We start from the raw sequence: 23210 nt of genomic DNA, 5'->3' as shown, positions 1-23210 counted from the left end.
CGCCGGCCTCTGCGGAAAGGGCCGCGCTCGTTGTGGCACATAACCCTTAGCAGCGCCATGAGTTGAACTCAAGGGATGTGGTTGCTGCTTATCTCTTGTGACGTCTGAATCTGATCGCCTACGTTGAGGCCGCTGACGCGAGTCACCACTTCACATGTTGGAGACATTGCGCACCTCAATGGAGAGGAACCTCATGCGTTCAGGTATTGGCGGCGCTACCGGAGCGAGACGGGTGGCCTCGGCGGCTGCCGTCGTCACGGCGGCCGCACTCGTGGCCCAGTCCGGCATCCTCAGCCCGGCCGCCCAGGCCCATGGCCAACCGCCCCATCAGCCCCGACTCAGTACCCGCGAAGCCCCCCTCATCACGTCGCAGGGCCTGCGCTTCCGCGACCTCGACCGCAATGGCCGCCTCACTCCGTACGAGGACTGGCGACTGAGCGACAGCGCACGCGCCCGGGACCTGCTCTCGCGCATGACCCTTGAGGAGAAGGCCGGACTCCTGGTCCACGGCACCCTCACCGCCGCGGGCACCGCCTACGACCCTGCCAAGCTGGCCCAGCTGGTCGGCGATCGCCACGTGACCACGGCCATCACCCGCCTGTCGGCCGCCCCCGAGGAGGTCGCCGCGGCCAGCAACCAGGTCCAACTGGTCGCCGAGAAACAGCGGTTGGGCATTCCGGTGATGATCTCCACCGACCCGCGCAACGGCTTCGCCGTCGTCGAGGGCCAGACCGTCGCCGGTGCGGGCACGACCGCGATGCCGGACGCCATCGGCATGGGCGCCACCGACGACCCGAAGCTCACCGAGAAGCTCGGTGACGTCATCCGCCGCGAGTACCGCGCCGTCGGCATCACCGAGGGCCTCTCGCCGCAGGCCGACATCGCCACCGAGCCCCGCTGGACCCGGATCAACGGAACCTTCGGCTCCGACCCCGAGGACGCGGGCCGCCAGGTGAACGCCTACGTCAAGGGCCTCCAGGGCGGCTCCAAGGGCCTGGAAAAGGACAGCGTCGCCACCGTCACCAAGCACTGGGTGGGCTACGGCGCCCAGGCGAACGGCTACGACAGCCACTACTACTACGGCCGCTACGCGACCTTCCCCGGCAACAACTTCAAGGACCACATCACGCCCTTCAAGGGCGCGTTCGCGGCGAACACCTCCGGCATCATGCCGACGTACTCCATCCTCAAGGACCTCACCCACAAAGGGCAGAAGCTGGAGCAGGTGGGCGCGGGCTTCAACTCCTACCTGCTGAAGGACCTGTTGCGCGGGACGTACAAGTTCGACGGCGTCATCGTGTCCGACTGGGGTATCACCGGCACGTGTCCCGAGGTGTGCCGCAACACCAAGCCGCCGGCCCCCTTCTTCGGGTCGTGGGGCGTCGGAATGTCGTGGGGTGTCGAGGACAAGACCGTGCTGGACCGCTTCGCGCTCTCCCTGAACGCGGGCGTCGACCAGATCGGCGGCAGCGACGAGCCGGCGTACGTCGTGCAGGCCGTCCAGCAGAAACTCGTCACCCAGAAGCGGGTTGACGAGGCGGCGCGGCGGGTGCTGGAGCAGAAGTTCCAGCTCGGCCTCTTCGAGACCCCCTACGTGGACGAGAAGGCCGCGGGACGCCTCGTCGGCAACGGTGCCTTCCAGGCGCTCGGCGACAAGGCGCAGGCCCAGTCGCTGACGCTGCTGAAGAACAGTGCGGGGCGGAAGGGCGACCGTACGCTGCCCGCCAAGCGCTCCCAGGTGCGTGACGTCTACCTGTACGGCGTCTCCGCCGACGAGGCGAAGGCCCGTGGGCTGCGCGTCGTCACCGACCCGGCCAAGGCCGACCTGGCACTCGTACGGCTCTCCGACCCGCGTGGCGGATCCGACCTGACCGGCCTGGAGTTCAGCGCCACCGACCCGGCGTACAAGGCCTTCAAGGCGGCGGCGAAGAGCGGCACCCCGACCGTCGCGGTGCCCAAGCTGGACCGGCCGCTGGTACTGACCGACGTTGCCCGCGACGCGGACGCGGTCCTGGCGAACTACGGCGTCTCGGACGAGGTGCTCCTGGAGACCGTCTTCGGCGAGCGCAGCCCCGAGGGCAAGCTGCCCTTCGAACTGCCGTCCTCCCAGAAGGAGGTCGAGGCCCAGCTCGGCGACGTACCGGACGACACGGCCAACCCGTTGTACGAGCGCGGGTACGGGCTCCGGTACCGGGGATCGCGCCGGGGGTGAGCTCCAGAGGCTCATACGGGCGGTGAGGGGCCGGCCCCCGGCCCCTCACCGCCCAGGGGCGGGGTTGTCAAGCTGCCACTGGGTGAGGTTTCCCCGTGATTGACCCTGCTGGTCTCTTCACATGGTGGCCGTGAGTGCTTGGTGGAGGCGGGTGAGGCGTGATGTCCAGGCCCCGGCCGGGGGAATCCCGGAGAGCCAGGCGTCGGTGCGGACAAGGTTGAGGGCGGTCGCGGTGAGTACGTGCTGGAGGTGCGTGCGGGCGAGCCCGCGGTAGCGGGCTCGGTGGACATCGCAGCGGCTGGACGCCTGGGCCATGGTGCCCTCGACTCCGGCCCGCAGCGCGTAGTGCTTCTTCGCGCAGCCATGCCGGGGGCATACGGCGCGCGGCCCGGCGCGGCTGCCGCCAAGGCCTCCAGCGCCGCCCGCATCGTCTCCACCACGAGCTCCAGCCGGTTCAGCAGCCGGATGTTCGCCACCACATGCGTGGCGTCGGTGCGCTGCACGCCCCCGGCCCCCAGCAGTTGACGGCCGGCCAGCAGCTCAAGGGTGCGGGACAGCATCCGGTCTTCCTGGTCGTCCTGGACGAGGTGGCTGCGGAACTTGCTGAGCACCGAGGCGTCGAAGCCGGAATCGTGCAGCTCCAGACCCAGGCAATATTTCCAGTCGATCCTGCCGCGTACCGCGTCAGCAGCCTGTGCGCCTGGGTCCGCTGCCGAGGAATCGTCAGCCTGCGGCCGGGGGAGTAGCGCGGCGCAGCATACGTATCGCGGGGATGGCGAACAGCGCCGCGCAACCGACCAGGCACGCGCCCGCTGAGACCATCAGCAGCCGCGCGGGGGAGGCCAGCGCGAGAGCGGGGCCGGCCAGTATCTGACCGATCGCGATGCCCGACACCGAACCCGCCAGCTCGTAGGCGGTGACCCGGTTGAGGACCGCGGGCGGGGTGTGGGTCTGCACACTGGTCGCCCACATCACCGACCAGAACGCCATCGCCCCACCGCCGAGTACGTGGCCGGTGAGGAGTACCGGCAGCCCGGCGTCCAGCGCCACGCACAGGGGCAGCACGGTGAACAGGGCCATCGCCACCGCACCGGCGGCCAGCGGCCTGGCCGGGCGCACCCGCATGGCCAGCACGCCGCCGAGCACCGTGCCCACGCCGAGGAAGGACACCGCGAGTCCGTACGCGTCCGGACCCAGCCGTGCGCCGACGAGCGCCGAACTGAGTGGTACGAGCGGGCCGAAGACCAGAACTCCGTAGAACATCCAGATCAGGATCACCGCCCACATCCAGGTGCGCGCACGGAACTCCCGCCAGCCCTGACGCAGGTCCCGCCGAAGTGAACGACCTTTCTGAGTAAGGGAATTGTCGGTATGCGGGGCGAGCCGGATCAGTGCCAGGCACAGGGCGCTGAGGACGAAGGTGCCGGCGTCGATCGTGTACACGATCCCGGCGTTGGTCAGTGCGATCAGTAGTCCCGCGAGGGCCGGACCGAGCAAGTGGGCGAGCGCGTCGGCCACTTTCAGCGTGGCGTTGGCTCGTTGAGGCTCGCGGGCGACCAGCGGAACCATTCCGTTCATCCCCGGCAGGAACATCGCCACGGCCGCGCCGCCGAGTGCCGACATGGTCACCAGCAGCCAGAACGGGGGCGTCCCGGCGAAGAACGCGACGGCCAGCACCCCTTGGGTGCCCACCCGGACCAGATCCGCGCCGACCATCATCCGGCGCGCCCCGAACCGGTCGGCGAACACCCCGCCGAACAGGACCAGCAGGACGAAGGTGCCGGTCCAGGTGCCGAGCACGAGGCCGACCCCGGAGATCCCGTACACCGCGCCGACCGCGAGCGCGGCGGCCACCGGCATCATCGCGTCGCCGAACTGCGAGACCGTACGGGCGGTGAAGAAGAGCGTGAAGCGCCGGTCCCAGAGCGGGATGCGAAGAGCCGCCGATGCCTTCGAGTCCGGAGCGGGAGCCTCGGCGGCGGGGGATTCCGGAGCGGGGGTTTCTGAAGTGGTCACCGCACACATAATGGTTCAGACCAATTGGTCGCCCCAGTGTCCGGAACGACATGATGAGGTACTTTCCCGCCATGGTGCCCAGTCTGCCGTCACCCCTCCCGGCGCGGCACCGGATCGTGGCCCTGGTGGGGCCCCCGCAGTCGGCACTCGCGCTGGCCTGCGCGAGCGAGGTGTTCGGCGAGCACGGCCCGGACATCCCCGTCCGCTACGCCTTCGAGGTCTGCACCGAGCGCCCCGGCCGGGTACGCACCCGGGCTGGCTACGACCTGACGGTCACGGCAGGCCTGGACGCGCTGGAACGCGCCGACACCGTGCTGGTGCCCGGCTGGGACCAGCCGCCGGGAACCGAGGTGCCGCAGCCGGTGGCCGACGCGGTCCGCCGCGCACACGTGCGCGGGGCTCGCGTCGTCAGCATCTGCACGGGAGCCTTCGTGCTCGCCGCCGCCGGACTGCTCGACGGCCGCAGGGCCGCCACCCACTGGGCCCGCAGTGCCGAACTGGCCACCAGGTTCCCGCAGATACGGGTCGACCCCGCGGCGCTGTACGTCGACCACGGCGACGTCGCCACCAGCGCGGGCTCGGCGGCCGGCCTGGACCTGTGCCTGCACCTGGTGAGCGCCGACCAGGGGGCCGCGTACGCCCGTCGCGTCGCCCGTCGGCTGGTCATGCCGCCGCACCGGGAGGGTTGTCAGCTCCAGTACGCCGAACTGCCTGCCACCGCCCCCGTCACCGACTCCCTCGCCCCGCTCCTGGACTGGCTCACCGCACGCCTGGACCAGCCGGTCAGCGTCGCCGACATGGCCGCCCACGCGCAGGTCTCGGCCCGCACCCTCACTCGGCGCTTCACCGAACAACTGGGCGTCAGCCCCGGCCGCTGGCTCCTCGACCGCCGTATCGACGCCACCCGGGCCCTGCTGGAGGAAACGGACCTCCCGGTGGAAACCATCGCCCACCGCGTCGGCCTCTCCTCGGCGGTGAACCTTCGCCGCCGCTTCCACACGGCACTGCGCACGACCCCGGCAGCGTACCGGCGCGCCTTTCGCGCGAGAACGGCCGAGTAGGAGCGGCGGGCGCCCACGCCCTGCGCCCGATGTCCCACACCAGCGGCGGTACGAGCAGGGAGCGCACCACCAGCGTGTCCAACAGCATGCCGAAGGCGACGATGAACGCGATGTGGAGCAGGAAGGCCAGCGGGGTCACCCCAAGCGCCGCGAACGTCGCCCAGTAGCGGTCGGATGTGGGAGGTCTCGCCATGGTGGCGGAGCAGCCGCAACAGGACTTGCGGTGGTGTGCCGGGTCGGCGGGCGGCGACGCGGCGGACGGATACGTCCGGGTCGTCGTCCAGCCTCTGCCAGGCGTGATCCGGCAGATCCCGGCCCGCGGCCAGTGCTCGCCGGAACGCCGGGTGCGGGCTGTTCAGGTAGGTCAGCCGTTCGGTGAGGGGTGCGGTGCGCAGCCGGCCCGGCTCGTGGGGCGACCAGCGCAGAGCGACTTCGGCGTCGATGCTGCCGGCCGCGTCCTCGGTCTCCACCAGTGCGAGCAGCCGGTCCCGGGTTTCGGGGGTGACGTGGCGGTTGTAGGCCACCGCGATACGCACGGACGGGTCTGCGCTGTTCTGCGACAGCTGCCGTGTTCGACTGCCTGTGACCCGGCACCGGTTGGCCGCTGCCCGCCCTATATGCCGGACGCCCTCACGGTCGCGGGCACCCACGCGGCCGTCGCCGGTGTGCCATAGAGGTTCCAGCCCGTCGGCGTCTGGACACCATACGGCTATGACAGGGCAGGTTCAGGCGTGGGCCGGTGGCGCAGCGGCAGGTACCTCAACGGCGGCCCTGGTGGCCTATTTGATCGTGGTGGGCTGGGACCAGGCAGACAAGATTGCCAGCGTTCTGGCGCTGTTCGTGGCCATAGCAGGCCTGGTCTGCTCCGTGCGTGGGGCGCGGCGGGAGAATCCGACCCCCGTGCCCGGCCCGCCCGGCCACGGCCGCCCCGGACAGCCCCACCAGCAGCAGACCATTGTGATCAACGGCGGTGCCGGTTACGCGTCCATGAACGGACATGTCACCCACCACGAGACGGGCGCCACAGGGGCGCCGCTCCCTTCTCCGCCGAGGACTCTGCACGGGGACGACGCAGAGGGCAACCGGTGAAATTCCGGAAGGGCAGGGACCGTCGGCCCGTCACTTCGCAGCAGACCGTCAGGGTGGAGAGCGGTACTGGTCACGGAGTGCAGGGAGCCGATATCCACGTCTTCGGCGACGGTGTGCCCGTCTACCTGCTGGCAAACCGCAGGCCCCCGCCCGATTCGGATGCCGGGTTCCTGCGGGAGCTGCCCAGCCGCATGCTGAACGCCCATTTCCAGATCGTCGACTTCACCGGCCGCCAGAACGAGCTCGCCGACCTGCGCGAGTGGCGGGACAAGGGATCGCGCCTGGCCGTACATTGGCTCCACGGGCCCGGAGGGCAGGGGAAGACCCGCCTCGCGGACCAACTGGCCGCAGAATGCACGGCACTTGGCTGGAAGGCTGTCACCGCACTCCACGGCCCGGGCCTGGTCTGGCCGTCACCCAGCATGCAGGAAGACCTGCGCCTGACCGACGCCGCGGGAGTCCTCCTGATCGTCGACTACGCCGACCAGTGGCCGCTCTCGCACCTCACCTGGCTGTTCAGCAACGCCCTGCTCTACCAACCGATTCCGACCCGCATCCTCCTGCTTGCCCGCGGGGCGGAAGCCTGGACACCCCTCCGTGCCACCCTGGCCAACAGCCAGGTGGATGTCTCCACTACACAGCTGGGCTCTCTGCCGGACGGGCAGGCCGGCCGGTTGGAGATGTTCACCGCCGCCCGAAACGCCTTCGCCATCCGCTACGGCCTCCAGGACACCACCCACCTCGCATCTCCCAGCCCCTTGACGGACCCGGAGATGGGCCTGACCCTCACCGTGCACATGGCTGCGCTGGTCGCCGTGGACGCCGCGGACCAGGGACGCAGCCCCCCTCGGACGCCCGAAGGCCTCACGCTGTATCTCCTGGACCGCGAGCACCTCCACTGGGCGAAACTCTACGGAGACGGCACCCACGAACTCACCCCGGGCCGGCGCCCCTACCGCACCCCGCCCGCATCCATGGAACGGAGTGTGTTCACCGCCGCCCTCACCGGAGCACTGCCCCGGGCACGCGCCATCCGAGTACTCGACAGCTTGCAACTCGCCCCCGGCGCACAGCAGGTGGCAGTCGATCACGCCCGCTGCTACCCACCCCTGGTACCACGCCCGCCGAACGACCCGACGCGTCTCTCCGCACTGGAGCCCCTCTACCCGGACCGGCTCGCAGAAGACTTCCTCGCCCTCAGCCTGCCCGGCCACCACGCCGACTACCCAGCCCAGGCCTGGGCCTGCACCACCATCCAGGAACTGCTTGCCAGGACTCCGAAGGGCTATGCCGCGCCCTGGACTCCCCGGGCCCTCGGCTTCCTGGCCGCAGCAGCGTCCCCAGGGCGCTGGTCACACGTCGCGGAGCACCTCAATGAAATCCTGCTCGACGACCCTGCGCTGGCCGTCGCCGCCGGCAGCGCAGCGCTCATTTCCCTGGCAGACATCCCGGAAATGGACCCGCAGGTGTTGCAGGGCATTCAGCTCTGCTTTCCCAGCGGGCCCTATCCAGAACTTGCGCCAGGAATGGCGGCGATCGTCAGAAGGACAACCTGCCGCCTTCTGTCCCACACCTCCGATCCGGCGGAGCAAGCCGACCTGTACTCCGAACTGGCCGTGAGCGCCGGTCAGGCGGGCTTGAACCAGGAAGCTCTGGTGGCCAATGAGAAGGCCGTCCGCATCCGCCGGCGACTCGCGCTGGAACAGCCCGCCCAACTGCCTCGCCTTGCACGGTCTCTCAGCCACCAGGCAGTCCTCCTCTCCCGCCTCGGCCACCCTCAGGACGCCCTGATCTCCTCCGAGCAAGCCGTCACGATTCAACGGCGCCTGGACGAGACACACACCGGGGAGGCAGGCGATTTGGCCTATGCGCTGAGTCAGCACAGCACCGTGCTGGCCGAGCTGGGACAACTGGAGGAAGCACTGGCTGCACTGGAGACGGCGGTCGAGATCCGGTCTCGTCACTTGGAGACCCGGGATGAGCGGCGTAGTTATGCCATCGCGTTGAACAACCTGAGCATGGTTCTGGAGAAGCTCGACAGGTTTCGCCAGTCTGTTGAAGTCTCCGTGTCAGCCTTCATGATCCGAAAAGCCCTCTACGAGGAAAACCCGGCTGACTCCCTACCGGGACTGGCCGACTCCGCCAACACCCTCGGCACACAGATGATGCGGATCCGGTGGTTCGACAAAGCCGTTTTCTACGGTGAGGCCGCAGTCCACTTCTACCGGCAGTTGGTTCAAGCCAACCAGGAAATGTACGAGCCGGACCTCGCCGCGGCCCTCACCAACCTGGGGCTGATACTGGCAGAGGTTGATCGCGACGACGAGGCGCTGACCAACGCCTCGGAGGCCGTGAAACTCAACCGGTCACTGACAAGTACCAACCGTGTGGCTCACGAGCCGGACCTCGCCAACGCGCTGAGCAACCTTGGACTCCGGCTGTCACTGCACGAGCGCATGGACGAAGCACTCGCAGCCACAGGCGAAGCCGTACAGATCCACCAACGACTGGCGAGCGACAACTGGGCTTCCTACGGCGAGCGTTACGCCATGTCATTGAGCAACCTCGCTTACCAGCTGGCGAAAGTGGGCGAGAGACAGGACGCGCTGGCGGCATCCGATGAGGCGGTCCTGCACTATCGAAAACTGTCGGAGGCGAATACCTTCTTCACTTCCGAGCTAGCCAGAACGCTTCACATTCACGCCGGGATCCGGCTGCACCTCCACGAAGAAGAGGATGCGGCATTGAGAACAGCCACCGAGGCATTTTCTCTCTACGACAAGCTGGCGGTGAAACTCCCCGAAGGCTTCACGGCATACCTTCCCGTCACCCTCGCCACAGTGGCCGACGCCCTGTCCGCACTGGGTCGGGAGGCAGAGGAGGGTCAAATCCGGCAGTGCATCCGGAACGCCAACTTTGCTGCAGCGGCCAGCATCGTGGCTGGCTGGCGATAAGAAGTTGTTGCCTTTCCGGAACTGAGGGCAGCGTTTCCCCTGGTCAGGAGTAGGGGTGGTGATTTCGTGGGAGTCGTGCCCCGTCATGTCTTCGCTCCCGGGAGGTTGCGGATGCCGTGTTGCCGTCCGCCACCTCGGCCGCGCAGACGGACGGGTGTGAGTCCCCTGGCTCCGGGAGGGGAAGGCATGAACGACGCGCAGTAGGACGAACATACTCCTGCCGAGTTCCGATGTGGATGTGAGCGACCTGAGCAGCACTCCACAACTGCGGTCATGGGACGAAGTAAGCCCGGCAAGTCCCAAAGCGCTTGCCGCTGAGGGAACGGCGGCGGTCAAAAGGTGTGGTGGGGCGAGCCTTTGATTCCGCATCCGCAAACGGGGCGGTTCGACCTCAAGGCTTTCGCTCCGTCGGAGACGGTCGTCTTCTTCGCGCAAATGGAAGAGCCCTTTCCCGTCTACGGGGGAAGAGTGCCCGAATCGGCTGCTCTGCTGGACGAGGTGATGCGAGGTGACCAGATCGGACTGATGAATCCCGACGGCGAAACCGGCAGCCTCATTCCGATCGCAGAGTTCGCGCAGACGGTCGGTGTCAGCGTCGAGGAGCTCCGGCTGCACCATCGCCACCTCCATGCCGACGGTCTGCTCGGCATCACTCAGCAGGGGCTGATCAGCCTGGCGATGGACAGCTGGGGCCTCCCCCTGAGTGGTGGATACGCTGATACTGGATCTTGATTGATCCGGAGGAAGCGAGAAGACCACCGATGGCATTGAAGGACTACCGGACGAATTCAAGGCCGATGCCGTGGCCCCGTACGAGTCCGGCCAGTGAGCGCAAGCTCGCCACCGAGCGGGACATCCTCCGCAAGGCGGCCAAGTATTTCGCCGGAGAGACCAACTGGTGACCAGCCGCTACCAGTTCGTTGACGACCACCGGGCCACCTACGAGGTGAAGCGGCTCTGCCAGATCCTGGACGTCAACCGGTCCAGCTACTGCAAGTGGCTCGCCGGTGCCGAGTCCCGGGCCACCCGCCAACGCCGGGACCGTCTCCTGGCCGAGGAGATCCGCGAGGTCCACGGTGGGTCCGGCGGCGCCTACGGCTCCCCGCGCGTGACCGCCGAGCTCCGTGGCAAAGGACATGTGGTCAACGAGAAGCGGGTCCCCGGATCATGCAGGCGTACTCGATCACCGGCATCCGGCTGCGCAGGTGCGTCCGCACCACCTGCCCCGACCCGTCGAGCTCACCGGTTGAAGACCTGTTCCAGCGGGACGTCACCGCCATCGAGCCGGGGCAGAAGTACATGGGCGACATCACCTGTCTCCCGCTCGCAGAAGGGGAGTTCCTCTACCTCGCGACCGTGCTGGACTGCTTCAGCCGTAAGACCGTGGGCTGGTCCATCGCCCCTCACATGCACACGGAACTGGTTGCCGACGCGTTGCGGATGGCCGCCTCGGCCCGCGGCTCGCGGGACGGATCGGTGTTCCACTCCGATCACGGAGCCCAGGGCGGATCCAGGGCCTACGCCGAACTCTGCGACCAGCCCGGGGTGACCCGCTCGACGGGCACGGTTGGCACCAGCGCCGACAATGAGGCCTGCGAAAGCTTCCACGCCTCCCCGAAACGCGAAACCCCCAAGGAGCCCCCGCCTACGGCGATGCCGGCAACTGCCGACAGACCGTCTTCACCTGGCTGACCCGCTACAACACCCGCCGCCGACACTCCGCCAACGGCCACCTCAGCTCCGGCGAATACGAACGCCGACACCACGCCGCTGGACTCACACTCGCCGCGTGATCAATAACCGCGTGCCCACCTTCTTGGGGGAAGGCCCACCGGCGCTGCAAGCTCCGCCCGTCACAGCGCGCGATGGTGGCACTGGTGTACCTGCGCGAACACACCACTCTGGCGAAGATCGCCGCCGGTTTCGGGATCAGCGAGTCCACCGCCCATGCCTGCACCAGCGCGGTCGTCGACCTTCTCGCCGCCCGTGCACCGGGCGTGCTCAAGACGCTGCGCGAGCACGAACCCGGCTTCGTCCTGCGCGACGGCACCCTCGCCGCATGCGACCGGGTCGGTGACGGCCGGGCCGGCTATTTCCACAAGCACCGCCGCCACGGCGTGAACGTGCAGATCGTCACCGATCCCGATGGCCGGCTGCTGTGGCTCTCGCCCGCCCTGCCTGGCCGCACCCACGACCTGACCGCCGCCCGCACCCACCGGATCATCCGAATCTGCGAGCGCCAGGGCGTTCCCATCGTGGCTGATCTCGTCTACCAGGGCGCCGGCCCGCGGCTGACCACAGGTATCTAACGCAAGCCCCTGCAGGAACTCACTCCCACCGACAGGACCCGCACCCGTGGCCTGGCCCTAGGGGGTGTCTGACAATTCCGGTCTGATCAGCGAGATTCGGCTGAGCTGGCAATCCGGAGGTGCGCCGATCGGCTGGGGGGGGACTGGGCAGTGGCTACGAACGGCGGGCCAGTAGATGGGCGTCGAGGAAGCCCCGATCAGAGGATGGATCGTGGAGCAGCCGGGCGAAGGGATCGAGCCCAGCATCGCCCAGCAGTTCGGCGAGGCGATCCACCGGCCAGCTGTAGGCGGGCGCCACCTTGTGGTCGAACCGGACCGGTTCTTGTCCGTCGGTCCCGAAGAAGGAGACCAGGAGCAGACCGTCCGGTGCCAGGACGCGTACCTGTTCGGCGAGCAGCTCCGGTAGTTCCCCCGGAGGGGTGTGAATCATTGAGTAGTGGGCCAGTACGCCGCCGAGCGCGGCGTCCTCGATCGGCAGGGATTCCAGCCGCGCCTCTTGGAAGCGCAGCGCCGGATGGGCCTGCCGGGCGTGGTCGACCATGCCGGGGGCAAGGTCTAGTCCGAAGGCGTCCAGGCCGAGTTCGTGCAGCATGGCTGTCAGATGTCCGGGCCCGCACCCGACGTCCGCTGTCCGCAGGTTGCCCGTCGCGCGCACCAGTTCGGCGAAGGTGCCGATCATGGCCCGGGAGAAAGGCTGTGTTTCCAGCCGGTTTGCGAACAGCGATGCGTACAGCTCGACGACACCGTCGTAGGCCGTCCTGGTCTCGTCCTGATGATTCGCCACGGGCAGGACTCTATAGCCGGTCTGATAATTGATCTTGTGGCAGGTCGAGGTGAGTTGACGGATGCGGCATGGAGGCGGATAGAGCCCCTTTTGCCTTAGGTGGACGGACGGGGCCGTCCGTGGCGTGATCACCGGCAGGTGGTCAACGGGGTGCTGTGGCGGCTGCGGACCGGGACTCCGTGGCGGGATCTTCCCGACCGGTTCGGGCCGTGGCAGACCGTCTACGAGCGGTTCGCCAGCTGGGAGGCGGACGGCACCTGGGCACGGTTGCTGGAGCACGTTCAGGTCCGCGATGACGCGGTGGGCCGGGTCGAATGGACCGTCTCCGTCGACTCCACCATCAACCGAGCCCACCAGCACGCAGTCGGCGCCCGCAAAAAGGGGATGCGAACGGGGACGAACTGGACGATCCGGGCCGCTCGCAGGCGCGCCAGGCCCTCGGCCGCTCCCGAGGCGGACTGACCACCAAAGTCCATCTCGCCGTCGATGGCCGGGGCCTGCCCCTGTCGATTGTGCTCACGCCCGGCAACGTCAACGACGCGACGGCGTTCGGCCAGGTCCTCGACGGCATCCGCACCCCGCGCCTCGGCACGGGCCGCCCGCGCACGACACCGGACCGTGTGCTGGGTGACAAGGCGTATTCCAGCAGGGCCATCCGCCATCTGCTGAGGCGCCGGGGCATCGCTGCCACGACCCCCGAGCGCCGCGACCAGGCGGCGAACCGCCACCGACGCGGAGCCCTCGGCGGCCGGCCGCCGGCCTTCGACAAGGTCACCTACCGCGACCGCAACGTCGTCGAACGATGCTTCGCCCGCCTCAAGCAGTTCCGCGCGATCGCGACCCGGTTCGACAAGCTCGGCGACCGCTACCGTGCCGGAGTTGTCCTGGCTTCCTTGATCCTCTGGCTCCGCGAGTCCACGGGGTAATCATTTGTCAGATCAGACAGGCCCTAGCACGCGCGCCCGACGAACGCGGCGTCGCCCGCCTGAAGTCCTGGCGGATCTTCCGCAGGTCCCGCTGCAGCCCCAACCGCATGACGTCAATCGCCAAGGCCATCCTCACACTGGAGCGGCACCGCTGAAGAAGCTCGCCGTTAATCCCGGTCCTTCGGCCTCTTGAACAGGGCTCAACTCGGAGACGAAAGCCCAGAAGGCGGGCCGCGAAAGGTACGGACACCACGGTAGCTTCGGAATAGCGCGGGACCGTACTCGCCTCCCGTGGGACTTCACGCGGGCACTGATCGAGGGCCGTAATCCGCCCCGTGTCGCCTGGTGAGCCGCAGCCATGCGCAGCACAGCGGGGAACCCGGGGCAGGAGGCGGGTGAGCGCCGAGACACGGTCGTCTCGACGCTTTCCGGCGGACATCGTCGGCAACAGCGACGAGGGCGTTGCCGTCATACCTGGTGGTTGCGCGGGGCCAAGGTACTCAGGGTGAGCGGAGATCCTCGCGAACGGGGTACGACATCGCTACTGGCCATAGGGTGCGGCACCCTCCCCGTGACGCCGCGCCCTGACACGACGAAGGGCCGCTCCGTATCCCGTTCCTGGGGTGTACAGAGCGGCCCTGACTGCGCTTCGAGCCGTGTCGGACTACCCGGCAAAGGGGTACGGGGCTCCGAAGCGGACGGAGACCTGGCCCCTAAGCGGACGGTTTCGGGGCGTAGATGGCGCTCATCAGTATCTTGCCGGCGTCGCCGGGCAGGTAGGAGCCGCCGTGGTGCAGGTGCAGCCGTCCGTGCGCGTACAGGGCGGGCTCAGCGCCGGTCTTTGTCACCAGCAGGGACGAGTCCATGTTCTTCTCCGGGGGCATGCGCAGGACGAGGGTCTGGTGACCGGTCTCGCGGTCCATGCGCACCAGCCGGGGGCCTCGCAGAGGCTCTGAGCTCTGGTAGGCCATCGGCTCGCCGTCCTGCGACCGCACCGGGATGTACGTGCCCGATCCGGGGGCGGGAGCGCTCCACTTGCGGGCCCCGCTCCCGGCGTCAAAGGCCACCAGTGCGTTCGGCACACTGAAATTCTTTGCGTGGGTGGCGAGGTAGATCGTGCCCTTGCTGACGACGACGCCGTCGCAGGTACCGTCACCGTCCGTGCACCCGGTCTCGTACTTGCGCTTGCCGAGGTCGATGGTGGCCCCAACCGTGCCCTGCGGGGTGATGCTCAGCAGCTTGTCCGGACCGTCCACGTCGGAGTCCTCTCCGGGCGGGGTCACCGTGGCGAGGACCAGCGGGGAGGTGGAGACCACCCAGACCGCTTTCGGGCCCTTCTCGCCTCGGGGGAGCGAATACGTCCACTCGACGCGCCCGGTGTCCCCGGCGCGCCGCTCCACGCGGAACGTGCGGTCGCAATAGGCGACCGAGTAGAGGGCTTCGGTGCCGTGATACTCGGAGTTCGTGCAGCCCGCGGGAGCGCTCTTCCACACCTGCTGTCCGGCGGGCGTGGCCTGGTAGGCAACGGATCCCTCGGGCCAGCCGGCGGCCGCGATGCCCGATGCCACATTCACGTTGAGGTTGAAGCCGGCGGCGACGCTCTCCGGGACGGGCTTGCGCCACACCTGCGTGCCGGTGGTCAGGTTGATGAGGCTCATCTGCGTGCACAGGGCGTCGGGGTCTTTGGAGGCGCGGTGCACCACAGCGACCAGTCCGCTCCGGTTGGCATCGCGCGACGATTCGCAGATGTCTCCGCTCAGGGGCAGCGTCCACAGCTTGCGGCCAGTGGCCGACTCGTACCCCGCCACCCCGTACGGGATGGCCGAGGCGTACGTCGTGCCTGCCAGCCAAGTCCCCTTCGCCCCTACGAAGTCGTCCCCGTCGACCTCGGGGACGGTCTCCCGCAGGATCTCGACCGCCTCGGTGCTCGCAGGGCGGGTCGGCGAGGGGGTGGGCGTGCCGCTCGCCGACGGGTTCTTACCGGCGGATCCCGTGGTTCCGCAGCCCGCCACCCCACCGAACAGCAGCAGTACGGCCACTGCTGCCCCAGTGGTCCGCCCCTTCCCGCATCTGTCCCGGGGCCCGGCCGCCGGCCGCCGGTCCCGTCCGGGCGGGGGTGCAGATGCAGAGGGACGAGGTATGGATGGGGAACGCACGCGGTGGGCCTTTCATCGGCTGACGGGCAAACGGCCTCCCGGCAGGCCTACTTGCCCCCGGGTGGCCCTGTGCATGTCACATTACCGAGAGGTGTCACCTCCGTGTGCTGCCCATCCGCTCGAATGGGGCGGTCGACCCGCGCTCGCAGCGTGACAGGATCTCCGGTCGCCTCACTTACGGGACGCTCACCGTTGCCCAGCCCCGGAACAGCGTGAGGGCCTCGGTCAGGTTGCCAGGTCCACACGCGATGCGAAACGCCCTCTCGGCCGTCCAGGCCATGACCCAGTCGCGCTCATCCCGAGTGACCTGATGTTGGGGATACTCCCGGTCCGCCAAGACTGTCTCCTCAAGATCAATCTTGACGGCCCGGCCCGGGTTGTCGAGAGTCTCGATGGTCATGCCCCATTCGTGTTCCCAGTCGCCATCGCACTGTGAGCTCTTTCCAACCTCGCGCTGACACGTGGTGAAGGACGAGGGCGGCCTTCACGATGTTGGTGATGCGGTTGGTGCTGCATCGGAGTTTCCGCAGGAGGCGTCAGCCCTTGAGGGTGGCCATGGGCTGCTCGCCGACACAGCGGATCTTGGCGTGGGTGGTGTTGTGGCGGCGCTTCATCGCTTGAGGTGGCGGCTCCGGAACGGAACGCGGACGGGTCTGCCGGCGGGCCTTGACCCTGAATCCTGAACACGGGTTATGCGGCTGGTGCCAGCGTAGTTGGTGTGAGGTGGAGGGCGTTTTCGAAGGCGATCGGTGATCGTTGTCCGAGGCGGGAGTGGCGGCGTCGGGTGTTGTAACGGTGGAGCCATCGGAAGGCGTCGAGTCGGGCCTGGCGTTCGTCGGGCCAGCTCTTTCGTCCCTGCAGCGTCTCGCGTTTGAAGGTCGCGTTGAAGGACTCGGCGAGTGCGTTGTCCGCGCTGGACCCGACCGCGCTCATGCTTCGCCGAACCCCTGCTGACCTGCAGGCTTCGGCGAATGCCCTGCTCGTGTACCGGGCTCCGTGGTCGGTGTGCATGATCGATCCGGCAAGGTTGCCGCGGGTGCGGATCGCCGCGGCCAGGGCGTCGGTGACGAGATCCGCGCGCATGTGGTCGGCGATCGCCCAGCCGGCCAGACGGCGTGAGGCGAGGTCGATGACGGTCGCCAGGTAGCAGAACCTCCCGCCTCGATGGGCAGGTAGGTGATGTCGCCGACGTACTTCGTGTTGGGCTTCTCTGCACTGAAGTCGCGACCGATGAGGTCCAGTGCTGTGGCCGCCGCCGGATCGGGGACGGTGGTGCGGTGCCGGCGGCGCAACCGGATCCCTTCGATCCCGGACGCCCGCATAATCCTGGCGACCTTCTTGTGGTTGACCGCCTCACCGCTTGTCTCGCGGAGCTCGGCGGTGATTCTCTGACTCCGTAGGTGCCGTCCGATTCTTGGTGCACCACCCGTATCCGGGCCGCCAGTTGTGCGTCGGCCGCCAGCCGGGCGGCTCGGGCCTCGGCTGTCCGGCGCCAGTAGTAGAAGCTCGAGCGGCTCACGCCGAGGATGCTGCACAACCGCTTCACGCCGTCACGGTGGTGGAGGTCGGCGACGCACTGGAAGCGGTTCACGGTGCGAGCACGTTGAGTTCCTCCAGAGCGCCGATGGTGATCTCGCGGGTCAGCTCCTCGGCCCGTACGGCGTTCCGCTCCCGGACCGCTTCGGCGACCTTGACGTGCAGGGTGACCGCAGCCGGGTCCGGTTCCTCGAACATCACCTGGTGGTGGGTGCGTCCCGTGAGCACCTCGGCCACCACGTCGCCGAGGCGGGCGAACATCTCGTTGCCGGAGGCCCTGAGGATCGTCCGGTGGAACTCGATGTCGTGCAGGAGATAGCCCTCCAGCCGCTGTCCGCGCGAGTTGGCGACCATGCCGATGGCGCACTCGGTGAGGGCCGCGCACTGCTCGGCGGTGGCGTAGCGGGCGGCTAGGCCGGCCGCGGTGGGCTCGACGGCGGAGCGCAGCACGGTGAGGGAGCGCAGCTGGCGAGGCCGGTCGGCACCGGCCAGGCGCCAGCGGATGACCTGCGGGTCGTAGACGTTCCACTCCGCGGTGGGCAGCACAGTCACCCCGACCCGGCGCCGCGATTCCACCAGGTGCATGGACTCCAGAACCCGGACCGCCTCGCGCATGACGGAGCGGGACACCTCGAACTCCTGGGACAGCTCGTCGGTGCGCAGGACGCTGCCCGGCGGGTACTCGCCTCCCGTGATGGCGGGCCCGAGGGTGTCCAGTACGCGGGCGTGCAGCCCTCGGGCCTGTGCAGTCATGGGGTAAGCCTACGAGGCGACCCGGATCACAATAAGTATGACTTTTAGGTCACAGGCTCTTGAATTCCTCTGACCTAATGGGTTTCAGTGGCATGACGCACGACCGGCCGCCGTGCGAGATGTCGATGAAGACAGCGAGGCAGCAATGCACACCCCCCACGTCGTCGTAGTCATGGGCGTGGCAGGAACCGGGAAGACAACGATCGGCCCCCTGCTCGCAGCACAGCTCGGCGTTCCCTATGCCGAGGGCGACGACTTCCACCCCGAGGCGAACATCGCCAAGATGTCGGCGGGCACCCCGCTGACCGACGACGACCGGTGGCCATGGCTCGACGCCATCGGCTCCTGGGCCCACGGCCGGACCGGGCTCGGCGGCGTCGTCAGCAGCTCGGCACTGAAGCGGAGCTACCGCGACCGGCTGCGGTCCGCCGCTCCGGGCATCGTCTTCGTCCATCTGACCGGCTCGCGCGAGCTGATCGAGGGCCGGATGTCGAAGCGCCAGGGCCACTTCATGCCGACCGCGCTGCTCGACTCGCAGTTCGCCACGCTCCAGCCGCTCGGCCCGGACGAGGCGGGCGTCGACGTCGACGTCGCGGGCAGCCCCGAGGAGATCACCGAGCGGGCCGTAGCTGCCCTGCACACGCTGGACGGGGAGCCGGACGGCGGCCCCGGGATCCTGCAGTCGCCTCATCACGCAGTCCCCGTACTCCCGAAGTTCCCGCAGTCACCGCCACAGTGACGCCCGCGCCGCCTCGCGGACGCCGGGCCCCGACGCGTACGAACACCCCCGTACGTACGCGCCCCTCCCCGTAACCCACCTCCTGCAAGGGATCACACCGTGACTAGTCTCAGCGTCGAGACATTGGCAGCAGAAGCCGTGGAGCCGATCACCTCGGCCGGCCACGCCCAGCTGGGCATCGCCGTGCTCGCGGGCATCGCCGTCATCATCCTGCTCATCACGAAGTTCAAGGTGCACGCCTTCCTGGCGCTGACCATCGGGTCGCTCGCGCTCGGGGCCTTCGCGGGAGCCCCGCTCGACAAGGTCATCACCAGCTTCACCTCCGGGCTCGGCTCGACGGTCGCCGGCGTCGGCGTACTGATCGCGCTCGGCGCCATCCTCGGCAAGCTCCTCGCCGACTCCGGGGGAGCGGACCAGATCGTCGACACCATCCTCGCCAGAGCGGGCGGACGGTCCATGCCCTGGGCGATGGTGCTCATCGCCAGCGTCATCGGGCTGCCGCTCTTCTTCGAGGTCGGCATCGTCCTGTTGATCCCCGTCGTACTGATGGTCGCCAAGCGCGGCAACTACTCGCTGATGCGCATCGGCATCCCCGCCCTCGCCGGTCTCTCCGTGATGCACGGCCTGATCCCGCCGCACCCCGGCCCGCTCGTCGCCATCGACGCGGTCGGCGCCAACCTGGGCGTCACGCTCGCCCTCGGTGTGCTCGTCGCGATCCCGACCGTGATCATCGCCGGCCCGCTGTTCTCCAAGGTGGCGGCCCGCTGGGTCGACATCCCGGTGCCCGAGAAGATGATTCCGCGTCGCCCGTCCGAGGAACTGGAGGACGCCACGGGTGAGTCGGGCAAGCCCGGCAATACCGCAGCCAAGCTGCCCAGCTTCGGCGCGACCCTCGCCACCATGCTTCTTCCTGTCGTGCTGATGCTGGCCAAGGCCCTCGTCGACATCGTCGTGGACAACCCCGAGCACACCGTGCAGCGCGTCTTCGACGTCATCGGTTCGCCGCTGATCGCCCTGCTCGCCGCCGTCATCGTCGGCATGTTCACCCTGGGCCGCGCCGCCGGATTCTCCAAGGGCAAGATCACCGCGACCGTCGAGAAGTCGCTCGCCCCGATCGCGGGCATCCTCTTGATCGTCGGCGCGGGCGGTGGCTTCAAGCAGACCCTCATCGACTCCGGCGTCGGTCAGATGGTCCTCCAGATCTCCGAGGACTGGGCGATTCCCGCCCTCCTGCTCGCCTGGCTGATCGCCGTCGTCATCCGCCTCGCCACCGGCTCTGCCACCGTCGCGACGGTCTCCGCCGCAGGCCTGGTCGCACCGCTCGCAGCCGACATGTCGACTTCGCACGCGGCCCTGCTCGTCCTCGCGATCGGCGCGGGCTCGCTCTTCTTCAGCCATGTCAACGATGCAGGCTTCTGGCTGGTCAAGGAGTACTTCGGCATGAACGTCGGCCAGACCATCAAGACCTGGTCGGTCATGGAGACCATCATCTCGGTCGTCGCAGGCGCACTCGTCCTGCTGCTGTCACTGGTGATCTAGCTGTGCTGTCCACCGGGGGTTAATGACGGATCCCACGGCTTGGGGATGTTGAACGGGTGAAGGCCTTCGGGTTCGGTGTGGATTGCGACATCTACACGGAACGATCAGAAGGCCCTCACGCCCCGGGTCCAGCAGGCGGGGTCGCTTTCCTCCAACAAGATGTCCCTGGTGAAGTACAACCGGGAGCTGTACCGCGAGCACGAGCACCTGTCGCTCCCGCGGGCCACCCGTTCCCTGGCCGGCGCGGTATTGCAGTCGGTACGCAACTCGCGTATCTAGATCCGCACGCAGGTCTAGATCCGCACGCAGGCGCGGCATCCAGGGCCCGTCCCCGGCCGGTCGCTTAAGCGAGAAAGACGCCGACCTGACTGGCCTCGATACGTCCGGTCTCGTCGACGATCAGCGCCCCATCCCGGCTGCCGAGATGGTCGACGGCGTAAGTGGTCACGCGGTGGCCGTTCCCGTTCCCGTTCCTGGCCGGGACCGGGGGCAGTACCGAACTCCTCGCTTCGGCCCAACGGCCCTGATCGACAAGATGAGCGCACGGACAGCGAACCTCTGCAAATCCCGCTTGGTCAACTCCGGCATGCCTTCGAGCTGGTACTGCGACACATTGAAACGTCAGCTGGCACTGTGGCGCTCGAACACGACTACTTCTGGTCTGTACCGGGCGACGAACTGTACGACGTACTCAATGAGCCGAGAACGATCACGATCGGGCAGCTGTCCGAGTCTTGGCAGCACCTTGAAGACCTACTCGCCGACCCGGGCCGAGCCGTGGGCCACCACCTGGTCTGGCTCGCCGATGTCCTCCACGCGATCGGACAGGAGAACGTCCAGTAGCCAGCGCACGCGCGCTGCGACGTGGAACTGCGAAGTCACACTGGAGTACGAGCCACTACCTCTCCTTCGCGAGCCTGCAGGCGTGCAACGGCGGGCCGACCGTCAGCAAGCAGGGGTGCCGCTTCCGCGGAGCTTGTGTCAGATCCGGTGATCTGACGTACTGGGACCGGGCCTGCTCAGCTGACTTCCGTGTCGTGGCCCGTCGGGTGCTTCACGACGGCGGGCAACAGGTGGCTCAGTCTGGGGATTTCGTTCGCCCGGTGCGCCGTCGCGCGCACCGGGCTGGGCAGAGTGATGCGATCACCGACGGCACATAGAGCTCATGGCTCCCGTGCGAGTCAACGTGATCGCGCGGTCTGTGATCTGCTGCTGGCTCAAGCGATCATCGGATGATGCAGATGTCCGGCAGCGGTGCGTCGCCCTCGCCTTCCGCAGTGAGGACTTTTCGCGCCGCCTGCCGGGCACGGTCCCATCCCGCTTCGGTGTGCAGTGCCGACCTTGTCCACGGATCCATTCCCGCAGCCTGGGCCATCTCGCTGAAGACGTCGTCGATCATCTGCAGATGAGGCAGCGCCACCGGACTGAGCTGCCCCTCGTCGACCAGGTGCGCAGCCAGCCGGAAGGCGTCATCGAAGTCCAAGGCGATCTCGTCGGGTGGCACGTTGTACTTTTCCAGCCAAGCCACCTGGACCGTGGCAGTTGCCGCGACCACTACCACCGCTTCGATCAGCATGCGACGACGCCCTGAAGGGCCAGGAATGTTCACAAGGTCATCGTGGCACCGCTCCCCTTGAGTTGAGCGGTCACCCGTCATCCTGTTGAGCACGTTCGCCCGTACTTCCTTGAGCGCTTGTGAGTCGCCGACAAGGGGAGACGTAGCGCTGAACTCGCGTGTGTCCTGCGAGGCGGCGGGGAGGGTGGCCGTTCGGGTCAGTTGCACGGCCCAGTGGCCGCAGGCTCAGTTCGTCGGGCCGGCATGCCTCCGTGCGGGCTGTTGACCACCACGGGCAGTGACCCTGCCATCAGGTAGGGGTGCTCGGGGAAGTAGTCGATGTGGAGGTGACCGCCGTCCTCGGCAGTGGCCATGGCATGCAGATTGTCGGCCAGGACAGCCCTGGCGTCGGCATCGCCGCTGATCACAAGGGTCTGCCGCTGGGCATCGAGGTCGATACGGACACCGGAACTGAGTGTCGTCCTGACCTCGATGCCCGCCAGCGTGTTGCCGTCGAGGGGACGCATGGACGCGGTGCTGATGAACCCGGCACCCTCGGCTATCGCGCCTGCCAAGCGGGCCAGTTCTGACGCCGTCGCGGTGAGAGCTACTTCGCCGCACACGGGATCGGGCACCAGTCTCATAGGCGTCGCTCCTCCAAGGTCGGCCTTCATGATGCCCGCAAAAATCGCCGCTCTCTCACTCAGGTACATCGAAGCAACTCATCGAGTTCCGTCGCGGACGTGCGTGGGCCCGCCTGTTCGCGTGGCCGGTCACGCTCACCGGGATCCCGGCCCGAAGGAAAGATCCGGCCCGGAAGGAAGGAACGGGCGGTGGCGAGGGGGCTGCTCACAGGGGCTTTCGTCGGGCGGCTGCGGAATGCGTTCGCCCTGACCCAACCTGCTCTCCTCTCAGTTGGACTGCCAACCGCCTGGGGTTGATCGCGGTGACGAGAACGACACGATTCGCCGGGCAAGGCCGTAGGTTCGCTGCACCCGTGGTTGGTGTACCGGCCAGCAGGTGCGCCGTGCGCGCCGGCCGGCCCGGCAGGGTGGCCGCCGTTGTGCTCGCGCAACTCGGCCTACGGCCAGATGTCGGGCGGCCGCCCTGCTTAACCGACGCGCGTATCCCCGCGCTGCACCTGGCCCGCCCCGGGCGGTGGCGGATTCTTCTCGGGGCGGGGCGGTTGGCTGTCCCCGGCCCTGTTCCTGCGGCACGGGAAGGCTCTTTTCGATGGGCGGATTTTCATGGTGGCCAGGTCTGACCCATCCTGGTGTGGGGCGCCTCGATCAGAGAGTGTTTGTGCATGATGCTTCCGCTCATTCAAGAGAAGACCGAGTTGATCGAGGTAGTCCGGATCACCGACCCCATGAGGCATCTCAGCGCTGAGGACTTGGTGGGTCATGATGTCGCGATCTGGGAGGCACCTCTGGCCGGTGACGCCCTGGAGCTGATCACCTCTCTGCCGGGCAGTGAGCTGCATCGCTGAGCGTTTTCAGCGTTGCCTCTCCAGGGTGAGGACGGCTTTCGTGATGACGCTCATGCGGTTGGGACTGATGCGGGATCTGCGGAAGATCTGCC

The 23210-nt window shown here is 67.9% G+C and carries 17 protein-coding genes and 12 pseudogenes; 16 read left to right on the top strand and 13 right to left on the bottom strand.

The genetic code is table 11. The annotated features are described in order from the left end of the window. The first annotated feature begins 193 nt into the window (after positions 1 to 193). Positions 194 to 2212, top strand: coding sequence for a glycoside hydrolase family 3 protein (locus tag ACIA73_RS38900; RefSeq protein ID WP_399443710.1), 2019 nt, complete (start codon positions 194 to 196; stop codon positions 2210 to 2212). Positions 2213 to 2329: 117 nt separating this feature from the next. Here ACIA73_RS38900 and ACIA73_RS38895 read toward each other — a convergent pair. The 3 genes and pseudogenes from ACIA73_RS38895 to ACIA73_RS38885 all read right to left on the bottom strand — a co-directional run. Further along, positions 2330 to 2557, bottom strand: a pseudogene (locus ACIA73_RS38895) (transposase); the annotation flags it as partial. Between the two features lie 44 nt (positions 2558 to 2601). Continuing rightward, positions 2602 to 2907: pseudogene (locus ACIA73_RS38890) on the bottom strand (transposase); the annotation flags it as partial. Between the two features lie 28 nt (positions 2908 to 2935). Continuing rightward, on the bottom strand, positions 2936 to 4228 hold the full coding sequence (locus ACIA73_RS38885; RefSeq protein ID WP_399443709.1) for an MFS transporter: 1293 nt from the start codon (positions 4226 to 4228) through the stop codon (positions 2936 to 2938). Positions 4229 to 4299: 71 nt separating this feature from the next. On the opposite strand from ACIA73_RS38885, the gene ACIA73_RS38880 reads away from it, so the two are divergent. Further along, positions 4300 to 5289, top strand: coding sequence for a GlxA family transcriptional regulator (locus tag ACIA73_RS38880; RefSeq protein WP_399443708.1), 990 nt, complete (start codon positions 4300 to 4302; stop codon positions 5287 to 5289). On the opposite strand, the pseudogene ACIA73_RS38875 reads toward ACIA73_RS38880, so the two are convergent. Then, a pseudogene (locus ACIA73_RS38875) lies at positions 5282 to 5449 on the bottom strand (MMPL family transporter); the annotation flags it as partial. The gene ACIA73_RS38880 and the pseudogene ACIA73_RS38875 overlap by 8 nt on opposite strands. Before the next feature lie 551 nt (positions 5450 to 6000). Between ACIA73_RS38875 and ACIA73_RS38870 the strand changes: the two are divergent. From ACIA73_RS38870 to ACIA73_RS38840, 7 genes and pseudogenes are all read left to right on the top strand, one after another. Next, a complete protein-coding gene (locus ACIA73_RS38870) occupies positions 6001 to 6378 on the top strand; it encodes a hypothetical protein (protein WP_399443707.1) in 378 nt (125 codons plus the stop codon). 77 nt (positions 6379 to 6455) lie between these two features. Continuing rightward, complete coding sequence (locus tag ACIA73_RS38865) at positions 6456 to 9332, top strand: hypothetical protein (RefSeq protein WP_399443706.1); 2877 nt, start codon at positions 6456 to 6458, stop codon at positions 9330 to 9332. Between the two features lie 357 nt (positions 9333 to 9689). Beyond that, positions 9690 to 10064, top strand: coding sequence for a hypothetical protein (locus ACIA73_RS38860; RefSeq protein WP_399443705.1), 375 nt, complete (start codon positions 9690 to 9692; stop codon positions 10062 to 10064). A 29-nt stretch (positions 10065 to 10093) separates the two neighbouring features. Continuing rightward, positions 10094 to 10234 carry a hypothetical protein gene (locus tag ACIA73_RS38855; RefSeq protein WP_399443704.1) on the top strand — a complete coding sequence of 47 codons (141 nt, stop codon included), beginning with the start codon at positions 10094 to 10096 and terminating at the stop codon, positions 10232 to 10234. After that, positions 10231 to 10479, top strand: a pseudogene (locus ACIA73_RS38850) (IS3 family transposase); the annotation flags it as partial. The gene ACIA73_RS38855 and the pseudogene ACIA73_RS38850, both read left to right, overlap by 4 nt. A gap of 20 nt (positions 10480 to 10499) precedes the next feature. Next, complete coding sequence (locus ACIA73_RS38845) at positions 10500 to 11024, top strand: DDE-type integrase/transposase/recombinase (protein ID WP_399443703.1); 525 nt, start codon at positions 10500 to 10502, stop codon at positions 11022 to 11024. A 140-nt stretch (positions 11025 to 11164) separates the two neighbouring features. Continuing rightward, positions 11165 to 11638: pseudogene (locus ACIA73_RS38840) on the top strand (transposase family protein); the annotation flags it as partial. A gap of 157 nt (positions 11639 to 11795) precedes the next feature. Here the strand turns inward: ACIA73_RS38840 and ACIA73_RS38835 are convergent. Continuing rightward, positions 11796 to 12425, bottom strand: coding sequence for a class I SAM-dependent methyltransferase (locus ACIA73_RS38835; protein ID WP_399443702.1), 630 nt, complete (start codon positions 12423 to 12425; stop codon positions 11796 to 11798). Between the two features lie 99 nt (positions 12426 to 12524). On the opposite strand from ACIA73_RS38835, the pseudogene ACIA73_RS38830 reads away from it, so the two are divergent. Next, positions 12525 to 13370 (top strand): annotated as a pseudogene (locus tag ACIA73_RS38830) (IS5 family transposase); the annotation flags it as partial. Position 13371: 1 nt separating this feature from the next. Further along, positions 13372 to 13506, top strand: a pseudogene (locus ACIA73_RS38825) (IS5/IS1182 family transposase); the annotation flags it as partial. A gap of 558 nt (positions 13507 to 14064) precedes the next feature. Here the strand turns inward: ACIA73_RS38825 and ACIA73_RS38820 are convergent. The 5 genes and pseudogenes from ACIA73_RS38820 to ACIA73_RS38800 all read right to left on the bottom strand — a co-directional run bounded on the left by ACIA73_RS38820 (position 14065) and on the right by ACIA73_RS38800 (position 17796). Beyond that, positions 14065 to 15390, bottom strand: a complete 1326-nt coding sequence (locus ACIA73_RS38820; RefSeq protein WP_399443701.1) for a PQQ-binding-like beta-propeller repeat protein — start codon at positions 15388 to 15390, stop codon at positions 14065 to 14067. 292 nt (positions 15391 to 15682) lie between these two features. Then, positions 15683 to 15934 (bottom strand): annotated as a pseudogene (locus tag ACIA73_RS38815) (Imm53 family immunity protein); the annotation flags it as partial. A gap of 25 nt (positions 15935 to 15959) precedes the next feature. Then, positions 15960 to 16186: pseudogene (locus ACIA73_RS38810) on the bottom strand (IS5/IS1182 family transposase); the annotation flags it as partial. Positions 16187 to 16197: 11 nt separating this feature from the next. Then, positions 16198 to 17110: pseudogene (locus ACIA73_RS38805) on the bottom strand (IS3 family transposase); the annotation flags it as partial. Continuing rightward, positions 17095 to 17796 carry a FadR/GntR family transcriptional regulator gene (locus ACIA73_RS38800; protein WP_399443700.1) on the bottom strand — a complete coding sequence of 234 codons (702 nt, stop codon included), beginning with the start codon at positions 17794 to 17796 and terminating at the stop codon, positions 17095 to 17097. The gene ACIA73_RS38800 and the pseudogene ACIA73_RS38805, both read right to left, overlap by 16 nt. A gap of 145 nt (positions 17797 to 17941) precedes the next feature. Between ACIA73_RS38800 and ACIA73_RS38795 the strand changes: the two genes are divergently transcribed. The 4 genes and pseudogenes from ACIA73_RS38795 (at position 17942) to ACIA73_RS38780 (ending at position 20917) form a co-directional block, all read left to right on the top strand. Next, positions 17942 to 18535 (top strand): gluconokinase, encoded by a 594-nt coding sequence (locus tag ACIA73_RS38795; RefSeq protein WP_399443699.1) that lies wholly within the window; start codon positions 17942 to 17944, stop codon positions 18533 to 18535. A gap of 99 nt (positions 18536 to 18634) precedes the next feature. Next, positions 18635 to 20074 (top strand): gluconate:H+ symporter, encoded by a 1440-nt coding sequence (locus tag ACIA73_RS38790; RefSeq protein WP_399443698.1) that lies wholly within the window; start codon positions 18635 to 18637, stop codon positions 20072 to 20074. A 123-nt stretch (positions 20075 to 20197) separates the two neighbouring features. Beyond that, positions 20198 to 20353 (top strand): annotated as a pseudogene (locus tag ACIA73_RS38785) (glycosyltransferase family 2 protein); the annotation flags it as partial. Between the two features lie 354 nt (positions 20354 to 20707). Continuing rightward, entirely contained in the window at positions 20708 to 20917 is a 210-nt protein-coding gene (locus ACIA73_RS38780; protein ID WP_399443697.1) for a hypothetical protein, read from the top strand. A gap of 382 nt (positions 20918 to 21299) precedes the next feature. Here ACIA73_RS38780 and ACIA73_RS38775 read toward each other — a convergent pair whose 3' ends face one another. Both ACIA73_RS38775 and ACIA73_RS38770 read right to left on the bottom strand, forming a co-directional pair. Next, positions 21300 to 21650, bottom strand: coding sequence for a hypothetical protein (locus ACIA73_RS38775; RefSeq protein ID WP_399443696.1), 351 nt, complete (start codon positions 21648 to 21650; stop codon positions 21300 to 21302). Positions 21651 to 21847: 197 nt separating this feature from the next. Next, a complete protein-coding gene (locus ACIA73_RS38770; protein ID WP_399443695.1) occupies positions 21848 to 22273 on the bottom strand; it encodes a hypothetical protein in 426 nt (141 codons plus the stop codon). Positions 22274 to 22935: 662 nt separating this feature from the next. Between ACIA73_RS38770 and ACIA73_RS38765 the strand changes: the two genes are divergently transcribed. Further along, complete coding sequence (locus tag ACIA73_RS38765) at positions 22936 to 23118, top strand: hypothetical protein (RefSeq protein WP_399443694.1); 183 nt, start codon at positions 22936 to 22938, stop codon at positions 23116 to 23118. A gap of 6 nt (positions 23119 to 23124) precedes the next feature. Here ACIA73_RS38765 and ACIA73_RS38760 read toward each other — a convergent pair. Next, positions 23125 to 23210 (bottom strand): annotated as a pseudogene (locus tag ACIA73_RS38760) (IS5/IS1182 family transposase); the annotation flags it as partial.

Origin of the sequence: Streptomyces sp. NPDC051561 (assembly GCF_044454195.1) — a bacterium.
Classification (GTDB): Bacteria; Actinomycetota; Actinomycetes; order Streptomycetales; family Streptomycetaceae; genus Streptomyces.
Note: the sequence above shows the minus strand (reverse complement) of the source record. Positions and strands in the feature narration are given on the sequence as shown.

What these genes read in the sequence shown, in the direction of transcription:
- ACIA73_RS38765 (WP_399443694.1), top strand. Translation starts at nt 22,936, where the DNA reads ATGATGCTTCCGCTCATTCAAGAGAAGACCGAGTTGATCGAGGTAGTC.
- ACIA73_RS38845 (WP_399443703.1), top strand. Translation starts at nt 10,500, where the DNA reads ATGCAGGCGTACTCGATCACCGGCATCCGGCTGCGCAGGTGCGTCCGC.
- ACIA73_RS38795 (WP_399443699.1), top strand. Translation starts at nt 17,942, where the DNA reads ATGCACACCCCCCACGTCGTCGTAGTCATGGGCGTGGCAGGAACCGGG.
- ACIA73_RS38880 (WP_399443708.1), top strand. Translation starts at nt 4,300, where the DNA reads ATGGTGCCCAGTCTGCCGTCACCCCTCCCGGCGCGGCACCGGATCGTG.
- ACIA73_RS38870 (WP_399443707.1), top strand. Translation starts at nt 6,001, where the DNA reads ATGACAGGGCAGGTTCAGGCGTGGGCCGGTGGCGCAGCGGCAGGTACC.
- ACIA73_RS38775 (WP_399443696.1), bottom strand. Translation starts at nt 21,650, where the DNA reads ATGCTGATCGAAGCGGTGGTAGTGGTCGCGGCAACTGCCACGGTCCAG.
- ACIA73_RS38770 (WP_399443695.1), bottom strand. Translation starts at nt 22,273, where the DNA reads ATGAGACTGGTGCCCGATCCCGTGTGCGGCGAAGTAGCTCTCACCGCG.
- ACIA73_RS38900 (WP_399443710.1), top strand. Translation starts at nt 194, where the DNA reads ATGCGTTCAGGTATTGGCGGCGCTACCGGAGCGAGACGGGTGGCCTCG.
- ACIA73_RS38855 (WP_399443704.1), top strand. Translation starts at nt 10,094, where the DNA reads ATGGCATTGAAGGACTACCGGACGAATTCAAGGCCGATGCCGTGGCCC.
- ACIA73_RS38800 (WP_399443700.1), bottom strand. Translation starts at nt 17,796, where the DNA reads ATGACTGCACAGGCCCGAGGGCTGCACGCCCGCGTACTGGACACCCTC.